17 protein-coding genes are annotated in these 13,473 nt (G+C 68.3%); 10 read left to right on the forward strand and 7 right to left on the reverse strand.

What is annotated here, in order from left to right; genetic code table 11:
• Position 1 precedes the first annotated feature (1 nt).
• Genes KMW22_RS19765 through KMW22_RS09390 form a run of 3 tightly spaced genes read left to right on the forward strand, consistent with a single transcriptional unit; the run spans position 2 to position 1,154 of the window.
• Positions 2 to 268, forward strand: a complete 267-nt coding sequence (locus KMW22_RS19765) for a DUF7710 domain-containing protein (RefSeq protein ID WP_456236886.1) — start codon at positions 2 to 4, stop codon at positions 266 to 268.
• 4 nt (positions 269 to 272) lie between these two features.
• A complete protein-coding gene (locus tag KMW22_RS09385; protein ID WP_221089789.1) occupies positions 273 to 674 on the forward strand; it encodes a DUF4259 domain-containing protein in 402 nt (133 codons plus the stop codon).
• Between the two features lie 3 nt (positions 675 to 677).
• Positions 678 to 1,154 (forward strand): hypothetical protein, encoded by a 477-nt coding sequence (locus KMW22_RS09390; protein WP_221089790.1) that lies wholly within the window; start codon positions 678 to 680, stop codon positions 1,152 to 1,154.
• 3 nt (positions 1,155 to 1,157) lie between these two features.
• Here KMW22_RS09390 and KMW22_RS09395 read toward each other — a convergent pair whose 3' ends face one another.
• From KMW22_RS09395 to KMW22_RS09405, 3 genes are all read right to left on the reverse strand, one after another.
• Positions 1,158 to 1,592 carry a GNAT family N-acetyltransferase gene (locus tag KMW22_RS09395; RefSeq protein ID WP_328774648.1) on the reverse strand — a complete coding sequence of 145 codons (435 nt, stop codon included), beginning with the start codon at positions 1,590 to 1,592 and terminating at the stop codon, positions 1,158 to 1,160.
• A gap of 83 nt (positions 1,593 to 1,675) precedes the next feature.
• Entirely contained in the window at positions 1,676 to 2,131 is a 456-nt protein-coding gene (locus KMW22_RS09400) for a hypothetical protein (RefSeq protein ID WP_235692812.1), read from the reverse strand.
• A gap of 72 nt (positions 2,132 to 2,203) precedes the next feature.
• Positions 2,204 to 3,064, reverse strand: coding sequence for a M55 family metallopeptidase (locus KMW22_RS09405; RefSeq protein ID WP_221089791.1), 861 nt, complete (start codon positions 3,062 to 3,064; stop codon positions 2,204 to 2,206).
• Between the two features lie 102 nt (positions 3,065 to 3,166).
• On the opposite strand from KMW22_RS09405, the gene map reads away from it, so the two are divergent.
• Positions 3,167 to 3,928: a type I methionyl aminopeptidase gene (gene map / locus KMW22_RS09410; protein WP_221089792.1), complete on the forward strand. Its 762-nt coding sequence runs from the start codon at positions 3,167 to 3,169 to the stop codon at positions 3,926 to 3,928.
• The gene (locus tag KMW22_RS09415; RefSeq protein ID WP_221089793.1) at positions 3,925 to 4,578 is read left to right on the forward strand and encodes a pentapeptide repeat-containing protein; all 654 of its coding nucleotides are present in this window, start codon (positions 3,925 to 3,927) and stop codon (positions 4,576 to 4,578) included. The genes map and KMW22_RS09415 overlap by 4 nt, the downstream gene beginning before the upstream one ends.
• A gap of 54 nt (positions 4,579 to 4,632) precedes the next feature.
• Here the strand turns inward: KMW22_RS09415 and KMW22_RS09420 are convergent, their stop codons facing one another.
• Positions 4,633 to 5,550 (reverse strand): manganese catalase family protein, encoded by a 918-nt coding sequence (locus tag KMW22_RS09420; RefSeq protein WP_221089794.1) that lies wholly within the window; start codon positions 5,548 to 5,550, stop codon positions 4,633 to 4,635.
• Positions 5,551 to 5,646: 96 nt separating this feature from the next.
• Entirely contained in the window at positions 5,647 to 6,180 is a 534-nt protein-coding gene (locus KMW22_RS09425; protein WP_328774649.1) for a hypothetical protein, read from the reverse strand.
• A gap of 224 nt (positions 6,181 to 6,404) precedes the next feature.
• Here KMW22_RS09425 and KMW22_RS09430 point away from each other — a divergent pair, with 224 nt between their 5' ends.
• From KMW22_RS09430 to KMW22_RS09445, 4 genes are all read left to right on the forward strand, one after another.
• The gene (locus KMW22_RS09430; protein WP_328774650.1) at positions 6,405 to 7,499 is read left to right on the forward strand and encodes an ABC transporter ATP-binding protein; all 1,095 of its coding nucleotides are present in this window, start codon (positions 6,405 to 6,407) and stop codon (positions 7,497 to 7,499) included.
• A gap of 115 nt (positions 7,500 to 7,614) precedes the next feature.
• Positions 7,615 to 8,439 (forward strand): ABC transporter permease, encoded by an 825-nt coding sequence (locus tag KMW22_RS09435; protein WP_221089796.1) that lies wholly within the window; start codon positions 7,615 to 7,617, stop codon positions 8,437 to 8,439.
• Positions 8,440 to 8,635: 196 nt separating this feature from the next.
• The gene (locus KMW22_RS09440) at positions 8,636 to 9,442 is read left to right on the forward strand and encodes an ABC transporter permease (protein WP_221089797.1); all 807 of its coding nucleotides are present in this window, start codon (positions 8,636 to 8,638) and stop codon (positions 9,440 to 9,442) included.
• A gap of 131 nt (positions 9,443 to 9,573) precedes the next feature.
• Positions 9,574 to 10,587, forward strand: a complete 1,014-nt coding sequence (locus tag KMW22_RS09445) for a polyamine ABC transporter substrate-binding protein (RefSeq protein ID WP_328774651.1) — start codon at positions 9,574 to 9,576, stop codon at positions 10,585 to 10,587.
• Between the two features lie 141 nt (positions 10,588 to 10,728).
• On the opposite strand, the gene KMW22_RS09450 is transcribed toward KMW22_RS09445, so the two are convergent.
• Positions 10,729 to 11,052 (reverse strand): hypothetical protein, encoded by a 324-nt coding sequence (locus tag KMW22_RS09450; RefSeq protein WP_221089799.1) that lies wholly within the window; start codon positions 11,050 to 11,052, stop codon positions 10,729 to 10,731.
• Positions 11,053 to 11,054: 2 nt separating this feature from the next.
• On the reverse strand, positions 11,055 to 12,755 hold the full coding sequence (locus tag KMW22_RS09455) for a PhoX family protein (RefSeq protein ID WP_221089800.1): 1,701 nt from the start codon (positions 12,753 to 12,755) through the stop codon (positions 11,055 to 11,057).
• 185 nt (positions 12,756 to 12,940) lie between these two features.
• On the opposite strand from KMW22_RS09455, the gene KMW22_RS09460 reads away from it, so the two are divergent.
• Positions 12,941 to 13,222: a stage V sporulation protein S gene (locus KMW22_RS09460; protein WP_221089801.1), complete on the forward strand. Its 282-nt coding sequence runs from the start codon at positions 12,941 to 12,943 to the stop codon at positions 13,220 to 13,222.
• Positions 13,223 to 13,473: the final 251 nt, after the last annotated feature.

The raw sequence follows: 13,473 nt of genomic DNA on the forward strand, positions 1-13,473 counted from the left end.
TATGGGTGTCCGGGCCAAGCAGCCGGCTGCCATATTCTCAACTCTGGAACTGGGGAAGGCTTGGATTCACCAGCATGGTCTGGAGGGCACGCTGACGTGGTACCCACTGGACATGAGCGCTTACGCCTGGGTGGTCGCCCAGGGGAGATTCAAGCCGAAGCCTGAAGCGCCAACACCACAATTCCTGGCTGGATTCTCTTCGGCGTACCAGCCTCATCATCACTACGGCCCTGCGGACCCTCCTGAATCCCCAGGTCTGGCACAATGAAGCCATGACCGTCTGGGGGACTGGCAGCCTGGAGAACGAGCACGCCGCCGCCTTTGTGGCCGAGGTGGTGCAGGACGGCGCCTACGCCCTGGCCGAGGCCTTTGATGTGGCCCTGGACCCCGACAACGACCTGCTGGACGCCGAGGAAGGCCACCGCGCCCTGGCCGCCGCCGAGATTCTGGCAGCGGTCCTGACGGGTGACACGGCCAGCCTGACTGACGCCGGGCTGCGCGCGTGGGTGCAGGGCGTGAACCCGGCCGAGCTGGCCCACCTGCGCCCCACAGCCCTGGAAGCCCTGGACCGGGTGCTGGGCCCGGCCAGCGAACTGCCCGACCTATGGGAGGAGAGCGACGACGCCGAGGCGTGGCGCGAGGACGTGCAGCGCCTGCGCGCCGAACTGGGGTAGGGCATGGCCGCGCCGCTGCAGTGGCTGCGGGCCGAGCTGGACGACGCCGACCCTGCGGCTGCTCCGCGCTGGACGGCCGACCTGCACGCCTGCGCCCAGGCCACGGGCTGGACACTTTCGCCCTGGGCGGCCACCTCCTTCATGACCGAGTTGCGGGTGCGTGAACTGGTGGCGCCGTATGGGGCGCAGCGGGTGGAGATGCGCGCCCACGGTTGGTTGCCCCTGCTGGCTTTTGTGGCCGCGCCAGAGCACCGGCCGGCCGGCCTCCCCGGCGAGCCTTGGGAACCCACCCACCACCCCTACATCAACCCGCCAGCGCTGGCTGCGTGGTGGCAGACCCGAGGCTGGGTGGTGCCGGACGCCGCGTGGCTGAACGGTCGGCCCACGGCAGAGGAGCTGGCCCAGCTCAGCCCCCGGGAGGGCGGGTACTTGAAGCGGCTGGGCTGGAACCGGGGCGACGCCCTGCTGCTGTACTGGTAGGCGTTAAGGCGTCGCTGGTCGTCCCTGCTGCCGGGCGTAGTTGCGCCGGAACATCAGGTTGGCCCGCCGTAAGCCCAGACCCTCGTAGAAGGGCACCAGATCGTCGTCGCAGGCGAGGTCCACGGCGTAAAAGTCGGCCAGTTCCGCCAGCAGCCGCTCCATCAGCGCGCGGCCAATGCCCCGTCCCTGATGCTCGGGCCGCACTTCCAGCAGCGGAACAAAAGCGGTCAGCACGCCGTCGCTGACCGCCTGCACAAACCCGATCACCTGCCCGCGTTGCACCGCCAGCACGAAGCGGTACGACCCGGCCAGCAGGCGGTAAAACGTTTCTGGGCTGGGCGGGTTGGGCCACCCCACGAAAAACCCCGTGAGCTGCGCGGGCGAGATGCCCTCCAGCGTGGTCTGCAGGATGTAGCCAGAAGAACCTTGATCGGTCACGGCATCAGGCTAAAGAACGCCCGCCTCAGGGCGCATCCGCCACCTGCCCTACCGCGCTCCGCTTCCCGCCACCTGCATCCCCTTCAAAACCTCAGTTCCAGCCCCACCCCTGCCCCCAGTTGCCCGGCGCTGCTGGCGCGCACAAAGGCCCGCCAGCCGGCCGGGCCCAGCACGGGGCCGCGCAGGCCAGCCTCGCCGTACAGGGCAAAGCGGCTCTCGCTGCTGCCGCCGGGGACGGGGGTGGGCACGGTCAGCTGTCCGCCCACGGTGGCAAAGGCGTCCACGCGGCTTAAGGGCAGGTTCAGGTCGCGCAGGGTTAGCCCGGCGGCGTAGCGGCTGGCGGTGCCCGCGCCCGTTTGCCAGGGGCGCTCGGCGCTGGCTTCCAACCCCAGGGTGCCCAGCAGCGGCACCGGCAGCAGCGCGGTGCCCGCATGTACGCCGTAGCCGGCCGTGGTGGCATTCACCCCCGCCCACACGGTCGCCGCAGAGGCAGAAGAACAGAGCATCAGGGCCGCGACAACAGGCAACAGGGCACGCATGGCACCGAGCTTAGCGGGCAGCCATGAGTGTTGCTTTTCCCACTTCCCACAACCCACGGTTCACACCCCTCCTTACCCGTCCAGCCGCACCTCGGCCACTTTGGCCAGCATGCGGAAGGTCTGGAACAGGTGGTAGGCGTTGTCGCTCTCCCACCCCACGGTGACGGCGTCCACCCGGGTCACACCGGGTACCCGTTCGGCGGCGTCGGCGCGGGCCTGGTGGTTAAAGCTCAGCTGGGCCTGGGCCGGCCAGCGGGTGGTGGAGGGACGGGCCTGGGCGGCCTGTTCCACGGCGCGGCGGGCCCCGTCCCGAATGCGCTCCAGGGCCGTGTGGGGGTGCAGGTGGACGGCGGCAAAGGCGCTGAGGCCCTCCTTGACCGCCACCGTGACCACCTCCTCGCCCAGTTCCGCCTGGATCTCGGTCATGGCCACATCGTCGCCGCTGGCAAAGAGGACCGGCACGCCGTAGTGACCGGCCAGCAGGGCGTTCAGGCCGTATTCGCCCGTAGAGACCCCATTGATCCGCACGTCGCGGAGAAAGCCGTTCCAGGTGTGGGCCAGCGGGCCGCGCACGCTGCCCGCCCGGGCGTGGTAGCCCACGAACAGCAGGCCCACCACGCCGGCCTCCTGCACGCCCTGCACCATGCTCAGCGGCTTGTCGTGGCCGGTGGTAAAGCGCACGGCCGGGGGCAGCAGTTCGGGCAGCAGGTTGCGCATGGTGTCGTGGCTGTCGTTCACCAGCACGTCGGTGGCCCCGGCGTCCAGGGCGCCCTGGGCCGCTGCCGCCGCTTCCAGGGTCATCTGGCGGCGGGCGCGCTCGTACTCGGCGGCGTTCACCAGCCCGCCAAATTCCGGCGGGCTCACCTGTACCCAGCTTGAGACCCCGCAGACGCCTTCCATATCCACGCTGATGACCACCCGGCGTTCACTCATAGGGGCGAGGGTAGCGCGCGTGGGCCGGCAAGAGGGGGCGGCCGGCGGTTCGTGACCCTGGGCGTTCACCGCTCTGGGTGCCCCGTGTTAGCCTGCTCTGTTATGAGCCGCGTTGCCCTGAAATCCGCCCGCGAAATCGAGATCATGCGCCGTGCGGGGGCGCTGGTGGCCGAAACCTTCCGGGTGCTGGAACCCCACGTGAAGCCCGGCGTGACCCTCAAGGAACTGGACCGCCTGGCCGAGGAACATATTCGCAAGGCGGGCGCCACCCCCGCCTACCTGGGCTACGGACCGCGCACCAACCCCTTTCCCGGCACCATCTGCGCCAGCGTGAACGAGGTGATCTGCCACGGCATTCCCGACAGCCGCCAGCTGCAGGAGGGCGACATTATTGGCGTGGACATCGGCGTGCTGCTGAACGGCTACTACGGCGACGCCTGCTACACCTACACGGTGGGGCCGGTGCGCCCGGAGGTGCAGGGCCTCGTGGACGCCACCCGCGCCAGCCTGAACGCCGCGCTGGATCTGGTGAAACCCGGCGCCCGCCTGGGCGATATTGGGCACGCCATTCAGTCGCTGGCCGAGGGCCGGGGCTACAGCGTGGTGCGCGAGTACACCGGCCACGGCATTGGCAAGCGCCTGCACGAGGAACCCACCGTGCTGCACCACGGCGCGCGCTACACCGGCCTGAAGCTGCAGCCCGGTATGGTGTTCACCATTGAACCCATGATCAACCTGGGCCGCCCCGAAACCCGCCTGCTGGGCGACGGCTGGACCGTGATCACCGCCGACAAGAGCCCCAGCGCGCAGTTTGAACACACGGTCGCCGTGACCCAGAAGGGCTGTGAGGTCCTGACGCTGTGACGCGGCCCGCCCTCGCGGCGGCCCCCAAACCCCCGAAGTTGGGTAACCTGCGCCCCCTGCCTGGGCCACTGGAGGATGAAGCGGTCTACCGGGGGGTGGCGTTCGGGGGCGACCTGCCCGGCGGGCAGACACTGCGCAGCGTGACTTTTGAAAAGTGTGTGTTCCGGAGCGTGACGCTGCGCGGCGTGAACTGGCAGCGGGTGCGGCTTCAGGACGTGCGCTTTGAACACTGTGACTTGAGCAGCGCCGTGTGGGACGACGTGTCCCTGGAACGCGTGGAGGCGTCTGATTGCCGGCTGCTGGGGCTGCAGGCCCCGGGCGCGCGCCTGCGCCATGTTCGCCTGGACCGCACTGTGCTGGCCCTGTCGGTCTGGCTCAAGGCCGACGCCGCGCACCTGCGGCTGGACGCCTGCGACCTGAGTGAAGCGGTATTTATGGGCGCGAAGCTGCCCGGAGCGGTGCTGCGCGGCTGCCAGCTGGCCCGCACAGACCTGCGTGGGGCCCTGCTGGACGGCGCCGATCTGCGCGGCTGCGACCTGCGGGGCGTCCGCCTGGGGCCTGCCGAACTGCAGGGCGTGACCGTCGAGCCCACGCAACTGCTGGACCTCGCCCACCTGCTGGGCGTCAAGGTTGAGACCCTGGAGGGCTGACCAGCAGCAAGGGAGGCGGGGGGCAGAATCGGCCCCCCGCCCCCCTTGCCCGACCTACCGCAACCGGGCCTTGTCGTGCAGCTTCTTGGCGATTTCCATGATCTCGCCCATGTCCCACTCGGGCGAGAAGGCCGCCGAGTCGTGGCCGCCGTCCACTGTGGGGCCGCCCTGAATCTCGGTGTATTCGCCCACGCGGACCTCGCTGCCGTCTTCGGGGTGGGTGCCGTTCCAGATGGCGCTCAGCTGGGTAAAGTCCGTGTCGCTGAAGCGGTAGAGAATCTGGTGCACGCCCTGGTCCATCACGCGCTTGGCTTCGGGAATGAGGGAAGTGGGAATGTTGGGCATGGGCAGCAGCTTTTCCATGTTCACGCCGCTTAAGGTTTCCAGGGCCTTGGCGTAGGCAATCTGGTGCACCCCGCCGCGCACCAGCAGGTAGCCCACCAGGGCCTTGGCAGTGGGGTCGTCCACCATCTCGTACACGCGCAGCTTGTTGTGGCGCGCCGCGCCTTCCAGGAAGAAGTTGTGGGTCAGGTCCAGCATCAAATTGCCGCTGGAATACACGTAGTCGCCGCTCCAGGCCTTGCCGTGCGAATCCGCGATCATGGTGCCGGGCCCGGCCGCAATGAAGTGCTTGGCGTAGCGCACGTCCTGCGCGAACGAGAAGGGGTGGGTACTGGGGTCCACCGGCTCTTCCTGGGCCTTGGGCTCGGGGCCGGCCAGCAGCGCGTTGATGGTGGCCGAGACCAGTTCGATGTGGCCCAGCTCCTCGGCGCCAATGTTGGCAATCAGCTCGTAGTACGGCCGCAGCGTGTCCTTGCCCCGGAAGTTGAACGACTGGGTCATGTAGTTCATCAGGGTGGACATCTCGCCAAAACGGCCGCCCATCAGTTCCTGGACGGCCGCCGCCCCGTTGGGGTTGGCTTCTTTGGGCAGGGGGAGGTCAAACTGCAGTTTGTCAATGCGTAAGAACATGGTGGGGCCTCCTTGGCGCGCGGCGCGCGAACCTTGGGCAGCACACCCCAGGGCCCGCGCGCACAAGGTCAGCGCCCCCACCTTGTGAGGCCGGTCCTAACGCGCGCCCCCCATCTCTGAGGCTGCGGTGAGTTCGGCCGGGCGCTGGGCGCGGTCCAGCAGAAAGCGGCCCTGGGTCAGCAGGCGGTCGGCGGCGGCGTGGTCGTGGGCCAGGGCCTCGGTCACGGCGCCGTTAATCAGCGCCAGTTGCTCGCCCAGCAGCGCCTCGGGGCTGTGGCCCTGCGCGGCCAGTTGCGCCCGCCCCGCCGGGGTCAGGTGCAGGTAAGCGCGCAGGGTTTCGGGCAGATAGGTGTCGCGCGCCTGCCGCAGCACAAACAGCGTGCGGCCCTGGGCGGCCTGCGGGGCATCTTCCAGGCGGCACAGCAGGGCCAGGGCATACAGGCGGTGCGGTTCGGGCAGGCGCAGGGCCAGGGCCGGGGCGTCGTCCGGCACGGCGCCGGCGCTCAGGGCCAGGGGCGCGCCGGGGCGGCCTTCCCGCTCCAGGCGCTCCATCTGGTGGCGGTGAATCATCTGGCGGCGCAGCAGGGGAAAGCCGAACACACTGGCGAAAAAAAACAGGGGAACCAGCACTTCTTCCACGGTGAACCTCTGGGGGGGCAGGGGACGGGGGGGCACGCGGGCGAGGGGCTCACGGTAGCTCCGGGGGGTGGGCTGGGGCGTCCGCCTTAAGGGGGAAGCGGGTGGTGGGGGGCGCGCCTGCCCGGCCGGCCCCGTACAATTCCGGTCATGACGAGCAGGGCAAAGCAGGGGGCGCGGCCATCAGCGGCGTAAGTACCAGGGGGCGGCGGGAACGGGTGATCGGCACCGAGACGGCGGTGGCGGCGCGCGACCTGCGCAAGAGTTTCCGGGGCGCGGCCCAGCCGGTGCTGGACGGCGTGACATTGGACATCCGCCAGGGCGAGTTTTTCAGCCTGCTGGGACCGTCCGGGTGTGGCAAGACCACGCTGCTGCGCCTGCTGGCGGGGTTTGAACAGCCCGACGGCGGTAGCGTGATGATCGGCGGCCGGGACATGACCGGCGTGCCGGCCCACCGCCGCCCGGTGAACACCGTGTTCCAGAACTACGCGCTGTTTCCGCATCTGAACGTGCGTGAGAACGTGGAGTTTGGCCTGCGCATGGCTGGGGTGCCGGCCGGCGCACGCCGCGAGCGGGCCGGGCGCGCCCTGGAGCAGGTGCAGATTGGCGACCTCGCCGCCCGGCGCCCCGATCAGCTGTCGGGGGGGCAACGGCAGCGGGTGGCGCTGGCGCGCGCCATCGTGAACGAGCCGCAGGTGCTGCTGCTGGACGAACCCCTCAGCGCCCTGGACCTGAAGCTGCGCAAGGAACTGCAGGTCGAACTGGCGCACCTGCAGCAGACCCTGGGCATGACCTTTGTGTTCGTGACCCACGATCAGGAAGAGGCGCTGGTCATGAGTGACCGGATTGCCGTGATGAACCGGGGCCGCATTGAGCAGCTGGGTCAGGCCGAAGCCCTGTATGAGCGCCCCCGCACCGCCTTTGTGGCGACCTTTCTGGGCAGCAGCAACCTCATTGAAGGCACGGTGCAGGCGGTGGACGGGCCCCACGCGACCGTGCAGACCGTGCACGGCCCCCTGCGCACCGCCCTGGGGGCGGGCCTGCGCCCGGGGCAGCACGTGACCCTCTCGGTGCGCCCCGAGAAACTGCGCATGGAGCGCGACGACGAAACCGAGGGCAACGAGATCCGCGCCCGCGTGGACGACATCGTGTATACGGGCGCCGAGAACCAGTACGTGCTGGAAGCGAGCGGCCAGCGCCTGCACGTCTTTCAGCTGAACGCCGACATTGGCGCCGACGAGGACTTTGATTACGGCGAACAGGTGGCCCTGTACCTGCCGCCCGAGAACCTTGTGGTGCTGGAGGAAGGGTGAGACCTCGCTGCGCTCGGTGTCGAAGGGTCAAAGGGTCTAAGGGTCTAAGGAGATGGGGCCCTCATTCCCTTAGACCCTTAGACCTCTCGACCCTTCGACCGCGCCGGAGGCGCGCATGACCCCCCGCCGCTTTCTCGCCACGCTGGGGCCCGGGGTGCTGTGGCTGATGGCTTTTCTGGTGGTGCCGGCGCTGATCATGCTGGGGTATTCGTTCCTCACGCGCACGGATCTGGCGCAGGTGGGTTCGCCGTGGACGCTGGAAAGCTGGGGGCGGGTCATTGGCTACGACGCGCTGTTTCAGGAATGGACTGGCGACAACCTGAGGGTGCTGTGGCGCAGCGTGTGGGTGGCGGGGCTCAGCACGCTGCTGTGCGTGCTGCTGGGCTACCCGCTGGCCTTTTACATTGCCCGGCAGGACGCGCGGCGCCGCCAGCTGCTGCTGCTGCTGCTCATCATTCCCTTCTGGACCAATTTTCTGATCCGGGTGTACGCCTGGATCATCCTGCTGCGGCCCTTCGATCTGGTGCCTAGCCTCACGGCCACCCTGCTGGGCATGGTCTACGCCTTCCTGCCCTTTTTTGTGTTGCCGGTGTACGCCAGCGTGGAAAAGGTGAACTGGTCGCTGGCCGAGGCGGCGCAGGACCTGGGCGCGCCCCCCGCGCGGGCCTTCTGGAGCGCCGTGGTGCCCCAGACGTGGCCGGGGTTGGTGGCGGGTATTCTGCTCACCTTTATTCCGGCCCTGGGCACCTTTGTGGTCAGTGACCTGCTGGGCGGCGCCAAGACGGCGCTGGTGGGCAACCTCGTGCAGAACCAGTTCGGGCAGGCGGGCGACTGGCCGTATGGCAGCGCGCTGAGCTTCCTGCTGATGGGTTTGGTGCTGCTGGGCCTGTGGGCCTACGCCCGGGTGGCGGGCCGCCGGGGTCTGGAGGAACTGGTATGACGCGCGGCGCGCGTTGTCTAAGGGTCGAAGAGTCTAAGGGTCGAGAAAGGGCGAGGCGAAACTCAGCGGTCTGCTGGTGGATACCGAGGGGAAGATCTGCGCCGAGTGCTCGTCGGAAACAGCTTGCCAGCAAGTTGAGCCCCAATCGCCTGAGACTCTTCGACCCTTTGACCCTTCGACCCGGCCGGAGGCCAGCATGACCCGCACCCACCCCCTCCTGGCCGCCTGGGCGTGGCTGGTGTACGCCTTTCTGTACCTGCCGATTCTGGTGCTGATCGTCTTTTCCTTCAACGAGTCACGCTTTGGGGCCGAGTGGACGGGCTTCACCACCAAGTGGTACGGCGTGCTGCTGGACCGCGCCGACGTGCGTGCGGCGCTGGGGCACACGCTGCAGGTGGCGCTGCTGAGCACCCTGGTCAGCACGGTGCTGGGCACGCTGACCGGCCTGGGACTGTGGCGCTACACCAGCCGGGCGCGCGCGGCCCTGTCCACGCTGCTGGTGCTGCCCATCGTGATTCCCGACGTGGTGATGGGCGTGATGCTGCTGATGTTCTACGCCGCTGTGCGCGCAGGGCTGGAGCGGGCTGGCTGGACCTTTGACAACGGCTTCTGGACCGTGCTGCTGGCGCACGTGACCTTTCAGATCAGCTACGTGGCCCTGACCGTGCGCTCGCGCCTGTCGGGCTACGGCCCCGAACTGGAGGAAGCGGCACGCGACCTCGGCGCCAGCGCGTGGCAGTCGTTCTGGCGCGTGGTGCTGCCGCTGGCGTGGCCGGGCGTGCTGGCCGGCGCCCTGCTGGCCTTTACCCTGTCGCTGGATGACTTCGTGGTCACGTACTTCACCAGCGGCTCGGGCTTCCAGACCCTGCCAGTGCTGATCTACACCAACGTCAAACGCGGCGTGACCCCCGACATCAATGCCCTGAGCACCCTGCTGATTCTGGTCACCGTGGTGGCGGTGCTGGTGGCGAACGCCCTGCTGCGGCCCCGGAGGAAGGGATGACGCCCGGCACGCGGGGTCGAGGGGCGGCCCGCCTTAGACCCTTATACCCTTTGACCCTTCGACGCAGCCCCGCGCCGCTCCTGGCCCTCTGCGCCCTGCTGAGCGGGTGTTACCGGGTGGAGAAGCCGGCCGTGAAAACAGCGTCCCCCGTGCCCACGGGCGATGGCCGCACCCTGCGCGTGTTCATCTGGTCGGAATACATGGACCCGGACATCGTGAAGGCGTTCGAGGGGCAGACTGGCGCGCGGGTCATTCTGGACACCTTCGAGAGCAACGAGGCCATGCTCGCCAAGCTGCAGGGGGGCGGGGCCACCTACGACCTCGTGGTGCCCAGTTCGTATGTGGTGCAGACGATGGTGCGCGCCGGCCTGCTTCAGCCGCTGGACCGGGCGAGGCTGCCCAACCTGAAGAACGTGGCGCCCGAATTCCTGAACCCGCCCTATGACCCGGGCAACCGCTACTCCGTGCCGTACCAGTACGCGGCCACCGGCCTGGCCTACAACAAGAGCCGCTACACCCCTCAGAGGGGCTGGGCCGAGATCTTTGGCCCCGAGGACCGCCGCTCGTTTGTGCTGCTGGACGACCCGCGCGAGGTGATCGGCGCGGCGCTGAAGTACCTGGGCCACAGCGCCAACACGGCCGATGTGGCGCAGCTGCGCGCCGCCCGCGACCTGCTGCGCCGCACGGTGGCCAAAAAGGGCTTTCAGGGCTTTGACGGCGGCCCTGGCACCCGCAACAAGCTGCTGGCCCGCCAGATTGACCTGGGCCAGATCTACGTGGGCGACCTCCTGATCGCCACCGAGGAAAACCCCCAGGTGCAGGTGGTCCTGCCCCGCGAAGGCACCACCATCAGCATGGATACCCTGGTGGTCTTAAAGCGCAGCCCCAACCCGGCCCTGGCCCACCGCTTCATCAACACCCTGCTGGACGACGAGGTGGGCGCGCGCTTAAGCAACTACACCTACTACGCCACCCCCAACGCCGCCGCCCGGCCGCTGCTGGACGACTTTCTCAAGGCTGTCCCCGCCCTGAACCCCCCGGCAGACTGGCTGAAAAACGGCAAGCTCAACTTTATTGACGAACTGCCAGACCGGCGGGCCCAGCGGCTGTATGACCGGATCTGGACGGAGTTGAAAAGCAGGTAGCGGGGAGCGGGTCGCAGGGAGCGGGAAAAGCTGACCTACGTGCTGGGCAGTCCGCCGCCCCCTCTTACCCCACCACAAGCGGCGGGACGCGGGCGGCGCTTCCTTCCCGCGCCCCGCGTCCCGCCGCCTGCACCCCTCTCCTTAATCCGGCTGATTCACCGGGCGGGCGCTGTCCAGCCAGCCCCATTCGCGCAGGTAGCTGCGGAATTCGGTCAGGAGTTCGCGGGCGTCCTCCTGCTCGCTCTCGTGCAGGGCGCGCAGCCACGCCTCGCCGGTGGCGCGGGTGTAGGCCAGCAGGGGCGCGCCGCCGCCCAGGAAGGTGTCCAGGGCCGAGAGCAGGTCCTCGTAGCGCGCGCGGCGCCAGGGCTTCTGGCGGGTCACCTCGTTCAGAAAATCGTCGGCAGCATGTTCCAGCAGGGGCGTGCGGCCCACGATCCAGGGGGCTTTGTGGGGGGGCACAGTCATGGTCATGCCTTCCACCCGGGGAAGCCTTCAATCGCCACCAGCGTGGGGCGGGGAACGTTCGTGCCGGGCTTGGCGGCAAAGTTCGAGCGCAGCTTGTCCAGGCTCTCGCTGTCCTCACCGGGGTGCTGAATGGCCAGGAACAGCGTCTTGCCGTCGGGGGACCACACGGGGCCGGTCATTTCGGCGTCCACCGGGCCCACGGCGAAGCGGTACGCCTTGCCAGCGTTGGGGCCCTCGGTGGGCATGAAGAACATGGCGTTGTTGCCGTGGAAGGCCTTGATGGGGTTGGTGCTCAGGTCCGAGTTGTCGGTGACCATCCACAGGTTGCCGTAGGGGTCGAACACGAGGTTGTCCGGGCTGGCAAAGCCGCTCTGGGGCCCGCCCACCGCGAAGATTTCCCACAGGAACTTCGTGGCGGTCCAGTCGTCGCCGGCTTCGCGGAACTTGACGATCTGCCCGAAGAAGTTGCCGTGCTTGCTGTTGTTGGTCAGCGCCACGTACACCTCGCCGGTGCGGGGGTGAATCTCGATGTCCTCGGGGCGGTCCACCGGGGTACCGCCGACCGCCAGGGCGCTGGCGCGGGCGTCGGCCAGCACGTCGGCCTGGCTGGCGAACAGCGGCTTGCCGTCGCTGCCCTTGGCGTCTTGCAGTTTCTTGTTCTTGTCGTAGTCCAGCAGCACCCAGCTGCCATTGCCAAAGTTCGCCACGTACAGGTCGCCCTCGGCCAGCAGGTTCAGGTTCGCGGCGCGGTTGGCGGGGTCGTACTTGCCGCGCGAGACGAACTTGTACACGCACGAATCCTGCATGTCGTCGCCCATGTAGCCCACCACGCGCCCGTCCTTGGCCACGGTCACGGCCACGTTCTCATGGCGGAAGCGGCCCATGGCGGTGCGCTTTTTCGGGGTCCACTCGGGGGTAAAGGGGTCAATCTCGGTCACCCAGCCCTGGTGCATGGGGTCGTAGCCGCTGCCTTCCCAGGCCTTGGCGTAGCCGTCCACGTTTTCCTCGCAGGTGAGCAGCGTGCCCCAGGGGGTCTGCCCGCCCGAGCAGTTGCCTACGGTGCCCTTCACCATCGTGGCGCCCTTCACCACGCTGCTGCCGCGCACCGGGCCGGTCAGTTCCATGGTGCTCAGGGCGTCAATGCGGCGGTTGCGGGCGTCGGGGACAATGCGCCACTCGCGGCCTTCTTTTTTCACGCGCACCACGCTCACGCCCACCGCTTCCATCTCGGCCCTGATCTGCGCGGGGGTGCGGTTCTTGGTGTCGCCGCCCACGAACATGGGGTTCACGTACTCGTGGTTGATCGTCAGCAGCGCCTCGGTGCTGCTGGTGCCGCCCGTGAGCATGTCGATAGGAAAGAAGCCCACGTAGTCGTGGTTAAAGCCGATCTCGCGGCCACCCTCGGTAAAGGTCTCGCCCCAGGGTGCCAGTACCTGCGCGCGGTAGCCGGCCGGCAGCGTCACCGCGTCGGCGCCCGTCACGGGGATGGCGCGGAAGGGCGGCATGGTCAGGGGCTTGACCTTCTGCGGGTCCACTGTGCTGGGGCCGCCGTTGTTGCTGACGGCCTCGGCCTGGCTGATGGTGAGGGGCAGCGCGGTCGCGGCGGCCGTCATGGCGGCGCTGCCCAGCGCGGTGCGGCGGGTCAGGCGCGTTTCAAGCAGTCGGTGCCAGAGGCTGGCCTCTGCCTTTCGTTCTGTGGTCATGCCGGGTAGTCTGGGGGGGCAACGTCACCAAACCTTCAGCGGGCTGTCAGCGGCAGGTCAGCGCTGCGGCGTCCAGCCCCCGGCGGGGGCCCCCATCACCGTGCGGTTCAGGGAATTGTCGTCTGCGAAGTGGCCGTTTAAGATAGAGGGGTTTAAGTCTTTGTTTTTGGAAGGAGAGCATCACCTTGGAAACCCTGCGCGTCTCCGGCACGTCACGCCCCAACGCCATCGCCGGTGCTATCGCTGCGCTGCTGCGCACCCAGGGCGAGGTGGAAATCCAGTCCATCGGCCCGACCGCCGTCAACCAGGCGGTCAAGGCCCTGGCGATTGCCCGTGGTTACCTGACGGGTGACCAGCTTGATCTGTACACCCAGCCCGAATTCGTGAAGCTGGACGTTCAGGCCGAAGAACGAACGGCGGTCCGGTTTCTGGTCAAGGCCATTCCGGCGCCCAAGTCCCCGTCCTGAGCTGTCCCTTGTGCCGAGCCCCCCGAGTGGGGGCTTTTGCTGTTCTGGGGAGGGGAGAGCGTGGCCGGGCAGGAAGGGCTGCTCTGATGAAGGCTGCCCGTTTCGGTGAACGGCCAAAGACAGCCCGCCCACGCCAGTGACTGGGTTGAACGCTGATACGGCTTCCGTCCATTCCCGGAAATCTGACTTCTTTCTCTGCTGCGCCGCTCTGCGAGGTCCTCCAGTCGGAACAATCCCGTCACAGGCGACGG

Source organism: Deinococcus aquaedulcis (assembly GCF_019693445.1).
GTDB classification, from domain to species: Bacteria; Deinococcota; Deinococci; order Deinococcales; family Deinococcaceae; genus Deinococcus; species Deinococcus aquaedulcis.

What these genes read in the sequence shown, in the direction of transcription:
- KMW22_RS09440 (WP_221089797.1), top strand. Translation starts at nt 8,636, where the DNA reads ATGACCCGCACCCACCCCCTCCTGGCCGCCTGGGCGTGGCTGGTGTAC.
- KMW22_RS09405 (WP_221089791.1), bottom strand. Translation starts at nt 3,064, where the DNA reads ATGAGTGAACGCCGGGTGGTCATCAGCGTGGATATGGAAGGCGTCTGC.
- map (WP_221089792.1), top strand. Translation starts at nt 3,167, where the DNA reads ATGAGCCGCGTTGCCCTGAAATCCGCCCGCGAAATCGAGATCATGCGC.
- KMW22_RS09390 (WP_221089790.1), top strand. Translation starts at nt 678, where the DNA reads ATGGCCGCGCCGCTGCAGTGGCTGCGGGCCGAGCTGGACGACGCCGAC.
- KMW22_RS09400 (WP_235692812.1), bottom strand. Translation starts at nt 2,131, where the DNA reads ATGCGTGCCCTGTTGCCTGTTGTCGCGGCCCTGATGCTCTGTTCTTCT.
- KMW22_RS19765 (WP_456236886.1), top strand. Translation starts at nt 2, where the DNA reads ATGGGTGTCCGGGCCAAGCAGCCGGCTGCCATATTCTCAACTCTGGAA.
- KMW22_RS09435 (WP_221089796.1), top strand. Translation starts at nt 7,615, where the DNA reads ATGACCCCCCGCCGCTTTCTCGCCACGCTGGGGCCCGGGGTGCTGTGG.
- KMW22_RS09420 (WP_221089794.1), bottom strand. Translation starts at nt 5,550, where the DNA reads ATGTTCTTACGCATTGACAAACTGCAGTTTGACCTCCCCCTGCCCAAA.
- KMW22_RS09450 (WP_221089799.1), bottom strand. Translation starts at nt 11,052, where the DNA reads ATGACTGTGCCCCCCCACAAAGCCCCCTGGATCGTGGGCCGCACGCCC.
- KMW22_RS09385 (WP_221089789.1), top strand. Translation starts at nt 273, where the DNA reads ATGACCGTCTGGGGGACTGGCAGCCTGGAGAACGAGCACGCCGCCGCC.
- KMW22_RS09455 (WP_221089800.1), bottom strand. Translation starts at nt 12,755, where the DNA reads ATGACCACAGAACGAAAGGCAGAGGCCAGCCTCTGGCACCGACTGCTT.